7 protein-coding genes are annotated in these 6504 nt (G+C 65.4%); 1 reads left to right on the top strand and 6 read right to left on the bottom strand.

Annotated features, from left to right (window positions below):
- The 6 genes from HMPREF9440_RS02790 to HMPREF9440_RS02765 all read right to left on the bottom strand — a co-directional run.
- On the bottom strand, nucleotides 1-444 hold a 444-nt coding region (locus HMPREF9440_RS02790), incomplete at its 3' end, for a HipA N-terminal domain-containing protein (protein WP_040763324.1).
- Between the two features lie 206 nt (nucleotides 445-650).
- The gene (gene queE, locus HMPREF9440_RS02785; RefSeq protein WP_008541289.1) at nucleotides 651-1367 is read right to left on the bottom strand and encodes a 7-carboxy-7-deazaguanine synthase QueE; all 717 of its coding nucleotides are present in this window, start codon (nucleotides 1365-1367) and stop codon (nucleotides 651-653) included.
- Nucleotides 1368-1452: 85 nt separating this feature from the next.
- Nucleotides 1453-1878, bottom strand: coding sequence for a 6-pyruvoyl trahydropterin synthase family protein (locus tag HMPREF9440_RS02780; RefSeq protein ID WP_008541288.1), 426 nt, complete (start codon nucleotides 1876-1878; stop codon nucleotides 1453-1455).
- Between the two features lie 67 nt (nucleotides 1879-1945).
- Entirely contained in the window at nucleotides 1946-2605 is a 660-nt protein-coding gene (gene folE / locus HMPREF9440_RS02775; protein WP_008541286.1) for a GTP cyclohydrolase I, read from the bottom strand.
- Nucleotides 2606-3707: 1102 nt separating this feature from the next.
- Nucleotides 3708-4403: a flavodoxin gene (locus tag HMPREF9440_RS02770; RefSeq protein WP_008541284.1), complete on the bottom strand. Its 696-nt coding sequence runs from the start codon at nucleotides 4401-4403 to the stop codon at nucleotides 3708-3710.
- A gap of 196 nt (nucleotides 4404-4599) precedes the next feature.
- Nucleotides 4600-5526 (bottom strand): thiaminase II/PqqC family protein, encoded by a 927-nt coding sequence (locus HMPREF9440_RS02765; RefSeq protein ID WP_008541280.1) that lies wholly within the window; start codon nucleotides 5524-5526, stop codon nucleotides 4600-4602.
- Nucleotides 5527-6107: 581 nt separating this feature from the next.
- Here HMPREF9440_RS02765 and HMPREF9440_RS11820 point away from each other — a divergent pair.
- A partial coding sequence (locus HMPREF9440_RS11820) for a cytochrome-c peroxidase (protein WP_008541279.1) occupies nucleotides 6108-6504 on the top strand: 397 nt, incomplete at its 3' end.

Raw genomic sequence — 6504 nt, 5'->3', positions numbered from 1 at the left:
GTCGGAAGCCTTCCCCGCTCCGCCGCGCGGCTTCACACGCAGCCCGACCGCTCCGGCGAGATCGTGCCGGATCCCGTAGACCAAGCCCACGGTCTGCCGCGGGTCGACGTGAAGCCGTCGGGCCAACGCCGCCCGGGCGGCGCCTTCGGGCAGCAGATTTTCGAAAAACGCCTCGACGCCCGGCCCGGCGCTTCGCGCGGTGAGCGGGAGGTTGGGCGAGAGCGGGAAGGCTTCGGGATCGTCAGACGCCTCCTCCCGGTTCGTCCAGGCGGACTCGTAGCGGAGCGTCAGCGTGTCGTCCTCCAGGACGGTGAGATCCGCGCACGGGCGGCCGTTCAGAAGGACGTTGAAGGAGATGGTGGGATCGGTGGGCGCGCGCCGGACGCGGCGGGGGCGGCGCGGTTGAGGGATGGTGGGGGTGTTCGGAGTGTCGGGGGCGGTCATGGGGCGTCTCCAGGGTGAGGTGCATTCTTCAATCATGCACCCATCCCGGGGCGGACGCGGCGGGTTTCAGGCGGTTGGCCCCGGGCGCGGCTTCAGCGCGCCTTCCGCTTCAGGCTTTCCGGGCCGCGCCCATTGCACAGGACCTGTGTGTCGGCCGACACGGTTCTCCTGAACGTCGGCCTCTCCTCTGCTCTTTCAGCCGATCATCAACGGATCGACACGTACTTGTGCACCTGGAAGGAGACGCGCCAGCCCTCCTCCATCGCGGCGTCCCAACAGAACTTGGTCGCTCGCTCGCCCTGGCTCACGGGTTGGACGTAAATGAGCGCCTTCTTCGAGACGAAGGGCAGCACGTCCGTTTTCAATTCCTCGATGTCCTTCTCCGACTCCACCGCCATCTTGATTTCGTCCGCGCGGGCGAGCGTCTCGGGCAACACCACGCGCCCGCCCGGCATCCCGATCTTGGGCGAGACCGTCACCCAGACGGCCCCCGCCACGCGCGCGGGCTCCGTCCCGCTCGTCTCGACGCCTACGGTGCGACCGGCCGCGAGCAGCCGCTCGGAAATCCCGGTGAGATCAAAGAGAAACGGTTCCCCGCCCGTGAAGACCACGTGCGGGACCTTCGGGAAGTGCGTCGTGATGAAGTCGAAGAGTTCGTCCTCGGTCGCCGTCGCGTGGCGCGGCGCGTCCGCCTTCGCGGCAGCGAAGTCGAGCTTTTCGCCGTTGGGTTCACCCAGCTTCCACGTGTGCTTCGTGTCGCAGTAGGGGCAGCGGCAGAGGCACCCCTGCAGACGCACGAAGACCGACGGCGTCCCGGTCCACGCGCCCTCACCCTGGAGCGACGCGAAGATTTCGTTCACGAAGAAGAGCGGCTCGGCGCCCTTAATCTGGTTCTGACGGGCGGTGGGGACGATGGGGGTCATCTGGGAAGAAAGGTACGTGTGTTGGGGTTTGAGTTCGGATGGGTGCCGCCGAGGGAAACTTCCGGGCACCCCGGGTAAGTAAATCTCAGCCGACGGGAAAGAGCTTCCACTCGGCCTGGCACTTGCGGGTCTCTTCGACCGTGCAGCGGACGACGCGCACGCCCGTGCCTTCCAACTGCTTCGGAGCCAGCGTTTCCGCGAGGTACGTCGCCATGTTCTCCGCCGTCGGGTTGAAGGGAAGGAGCACGACCGTGGGGTCGATCTCAGTGAGCGCGGACGCCATCGGGTCCTCTTCCCAGAGGAGGAAGTGGTGGTCCCACTCGTTCTCCAGCCACATGCAGAGCTTTTCCTTGATCACCGAGAAGTCGATCACACGGCCCACGTGGTCCAAGTCCCCCGCACACTCGAACGTGATGCGGTAGTTGTGGCCGTGGAGGTGGCGGCACTTCGTTTCGTGCCCACAGACGCGGTGGCCGCAGGAGATGTCGTGGTAGCGGGAGGCGGTGATCATGCTCGTCGTCCGTTGTGCTTGGGGTTGGGTTCGGTTCGGTGCTTGGGCGGGCTTTTCCGGCCTTCCTTCAGCGCACCCGGTTCTGGAATTCGGCGCGCAGCGACGCGTCCTCGCGGAAGACCCCGCGCCAGACGGTCGTGCCCATGCGGCTCTCGGTTTCCTTGACGCCGCGCCAGCTCATGCAGCTGTGGGCCGCGTCGATCATGACGGCGAGCCCGCGCGGCTTCGTCTTCTCTTCCAAGAGGTCCGCCAGCTGCACGGCGGCCTCTTCCTGGATCTGCGGGCGCTTCAGCACCCACTCCGAGAGTCTCGCGTACTTCGAAATCCCGATCACGCGCTCGCCCGGGACGATCCCGACCCAGCAGCGCCCGAGAATCGGCGCGAAGTGATGCGAACAGGTCGACCTCACCGCAAAGGGCCCCACCGTGATCATGTCTTCGAAGCCGCGGTCGTTCGGGAAGTCGGTCGCTTCGGGGCAGGGTTCGTAGCGCCCGGAGAAGACCTCCCGCACGAACATCTTCGCGATGCGGCCCGCCGTCTCCGCGGTGTTCGGGTCGTTCTCGACGTCGATGACGAGCGACGATAGGAGATCCGTCACGCGGCCGCGCACTTCGTCCTCGAGCCGGGCGATGTCGCCCGGCTCCAAAGCGTCGCTGATGTTGTCGTTCGCCCGGAAGGGCGCGCCCGAGGCGAGAAGCCGGGCCTTGATCTTTTCAGAGGGCGTCATCGGGATGGATGCGGATTTGCGTTTCTGCGGGTAAGCACAAGGCTCCGGCCCATGCGGCAAACGGCATGGCGGGGATCCTGTGCAGAGCTGCTCACGAAGGAGCTTCGGGTGTTTCGAGGACGGATGATAACCGAATTCGGGTTGTCCCGAGGAAGGTTCCGAGAATTTCCGGCGATTCCGGGAAGCCTCGGTCTCCAAAGAAAACCAAAGAGCGATCCAACTGCACGGCGGTAGGGAAAGAGAAAGTGCAGTCGAATCGCCCTTCTGGCACATCGTCGAAGTCACCCGTCTGGGGGTGCTCCAAATTCGGACGGAGCCTCGTGGGGAGACCCCGTTCGAGGTGTCGCGGGAGCATCTCCCGCCGGTCCGGCCGGATCCCCGAAGCACGACGTGCAGAACCTCAGGCGGCGGACCGATTGACAGGAGGCGGGTCACCGGACTACTCAGACGTCTTCCCGGCCTCAGCGCCTTGGGAAGAACAGGCGGTGTTGCCCGCATCTCCTTGACCACACGGTAACCCTTTTCCGACACCCGTGCGCGTCAAAACGGAAATTTTTATCGTCGAAAGTCCAATTTTTCAGGAATTCCCTTCTGTTCGCGCTTGGATCGTTACTCTAACTAGGGTTTGCAGGATAAGAACGTCAAACGCCGCGTTCACCTCTGTTAAACACTAGTCGGACTAGGGATTCGAAGATTTTCCATTTTTCATGCCCGATTTCGGATGTTCCTGCGATACTTTTGGATAGGAGCTGAAAAACAACAAACACGACACCCGGTTTAGTATCCCAGGTACGGCCGGGATCCGGGCGATGCTGAAGAAAGGCCTGACGTGTCGCAAACTCTGCTCTGCTAGTTAGAGAGAGTTAGCGGAGGTTCGGCGCTTTGTGACACGAGGAGCGGCGGAGGACGGGTCGAAGAACAGGTCGGAGCGGCGTCGAAAGACCTCTTTCGACGACAAGGGGAACGTCGAAAGGCTCATGCGCCGCCCTCTTCGACCTTCTTCCGCTCCCCTGCTCCGGAGAAACCGTCCGGGGCCGCCCGAACCACGGGCGGCCTCATCGGCCTCATCGACTCATCGCCTCATCGGCTCAGCGCCGCGGATTCAAAGAAGCCCCTCCTGCTTCATCCAGATCCCGACGGCGTCGCGGTCCCGCAGACCGCCCCAACCGTAGAAGGCGACGCCGCGGAAGGGCACGCCCGGGAGCAGCGCCCGCATGTCCTCGTCCGTGTCGCCCAAGCCGGATCCCCCGTGCATGGCGTAGTGGAGGACGCGCCTGCCCCTGAACTCTTCGGCATGCTCCCGCAGGAACGTGAAGAGCGGCCGCGGGAGGTTGCCGCCCCAGACCGGATGCCCGATCACCACCACGTCGAAGTCCTTGGGCGAAACGGGCATGGGCCTCAGCTCAGGGAACTCGGCCGCGGCCTTCTCGCGCTTCGCTTCTTCCGTGGTCGGCGTGTACTCCTCCGGATAGGGTTTCGCCCGCTCGATGCGGGTGACGGTGACGGAGGGGTTGAGCCGCTTCATCTCGGACGCGACCTCCCCGCCGCTTCCCGCCCAGGTGAAGCAGAAGACGCCGATCCGGGGCTTCGCAGAAGAAGCGCCGAACGGTGCGCCGAAGGGACCGGAAGGCGCATCCGCCGCGCGGACCGTGCGGATGCTGCGGGCCGCGGCGGTCCCGAGCGCCGCGAGCGTGAGGAGTTCCGCGCCGCGCGCGAAGGCGGAGCGGCGGGTGAGACCGGGATTGAGGGTGAACGCGGAAAGGCTGACGGGCTTGAGGGCGTACTTGGGGGCGGTCATGGCGGGCTCCAATGCTTCAAAAGCATCGGGAACGGCTTCTCGGAACCGTCCCCTTCATCCTATCGGGCGGGCCTTCCCGGCCCTTCCCCGATGCCGCTCAAGGCTTGCTCAAAAGCGCCGAGGGCGCCGATGCGGGCATTGAAACGGGCAATCCGGGCCGTGAGCGTCGGAGCCCTTCACGCGGCTCGAAAAGGCGTCACACCGCCTCGCCCGGCTTCGGGCTGCCCGGTTCATCCGACTCCTCCGTCCGCTCGCGCCCGTCGATCATGTCGGCCGACGACGCCCCCACGCCCGCGGCCGTCTCCCAGAGAAGGCACTCGCAGACGCAGGCGTCGACGTAGAGTTCCGTCAACTCGACGCGGTGCGCGTCGTCGGGCAGCGCGGCCGCGAGCCTGTCCGCGAGGTCGACCGCCAGCCGCACCGTCTCCGAATACTCGGGCGTCCCGTAGGCGCCCACCCATTCCGCATACGGATTCCCTTTCAAGACGCGGATCCGGGCGACGTGCCAGCCGATCACCTCGTACATCGTGAAGCACGGCAGCATCGCCGCCATCCCGTAAGCCGCGCCCCGCTCGACGTTCCGGCGCTCGTGCGCGGCGTAGTCGAGCACGACGTCGTCGGGCTCGCGCCAGGGCGAATCCGCCCAGTCGTGGCCGGAAAGCCGCCTGTAGTAGTCGAGCGTCCACGTGCGCGTCTCTTCCGTCTCGCGGATCCAGCGGTCGGCGAGGTCGCGGTCCTCTTCCGGGAGCTCGGCCTTGAGGATCCTGAAGCTCTCCGCGTAGTGCTCGAGGTACGTCACGTTCTGCGCGACGTACCAGAGGAACTGGTCCTTCGGCAACGTGCCTTTGGCGAGCCCCGCGATCACGGGGTCCTGCGCGAGGCGCGCGATCTCCGCGTCCGACGCCCGGAAGGCCTCGGCCGACCACGTCCCCGCCCTGGGGTTGAGCGCCTCGGGGAGGTCCGGCTCGATCGGCGCATCCTCGGCGCGGGCCGACGGGACGAGTTTCGAGAGCCCAGAGACCGGCGCGAGGAACGGCACCGCGGCCAACGTCGCGGCGGAGAGGAAGGCGCGGCGGCGCGTAAACGGCTGCGTGAGGGGATTCAAGAGCAGACGGGAGAGCATGGGCGGACTTCCGTGTGGGTGGAGGCGGTTGGATGGAATGCCTCGATTCTGCATGAGGTACCGGGGGACTCGGGACGGGGGCGGAGGTCGAACTGTCGCAAGATGCAAGCCGGGCGGTGCTGGAGGTCCCCTTCTCTTTTCTTGTCGAACCGCGGTCCGATCTGATACCCCGGTCGGACAGCCGTCAGATCCACGCGGTCACTTTGAACGTTCGCATCTCTGATCGAAAACCCTCTCCCGCCGGAAACGTCTGCGAACACCCATATTCGGTACCACCCCAAAGACGCCCGTAAACCGGCCTCTTTGCCGATCTTCGCCAAATCTATCGGGGAGATTGGATTTCCGTCTATGGGCCTCATTAAAAAACAATACTTCTGCCGTAGGGACTAGTCCTATTAGACTACGCCCGTCGATAGGTGAAAGCGATTCCGATCTAGTTCTTCGGGATAACCCGAGACCCCAGGGAACCGCACCGCCCCTTCGACGCCCCGCCCGACCAAACCGCCGGGAAGCGCCCTCCACGACGAGGCGCTTCGACCCTCCGGCGTTTCCGGGCCAGACCGTTTCTCTAGGACCATCTTATGAAGACCCCTGTCCTCACCGCGCTCGCCCTCGCCGCCGCCATGGCCGCGGCCGCTCCCGCCTTCTCGGCCGAACCCGTTGATCCGATCGAACCCGTCAAGGTCGACAACCCCGCGCTCGTCGAATTGGGCAAGATGCTCTTCTTCGAACCGCGTCTCTCCCGCTCGGGCTTCATCTCCTGCAACTCCTGCCACAACCTCGCGACGGGCGGCGTCGACAACCTGAAGACCTCGATCGGCGACTACTGGCAGCAGGGTCCGATCAATTCGCCGACGGTTCTGAATTCCTACGGCCAGATCGCCCAGTTCTGGGACGGCCGCGCGAAGACCCTCGCCGAGCAGGCCGCGGGCCCGATCGCGAACCCGCTTGAAATGGCGTCGACCCACGAACACGCCG

This window comes from Sutterella parvirubra YIT 11816 (genome assembly GCF_000250875.1).
Taxonomy (GTDB): Bacteria; Pseudomonadota; Gammaproteobacteria; order Burkholderiales; family Burkholderiaceae_F; genus Sutterella; species Sutterella parvirubra.
The sequence above is the reverse complement of the archived record's forward strand: the minus strand, read 5'-3'. Positions and strand labels throughout refer to the sequence as shown.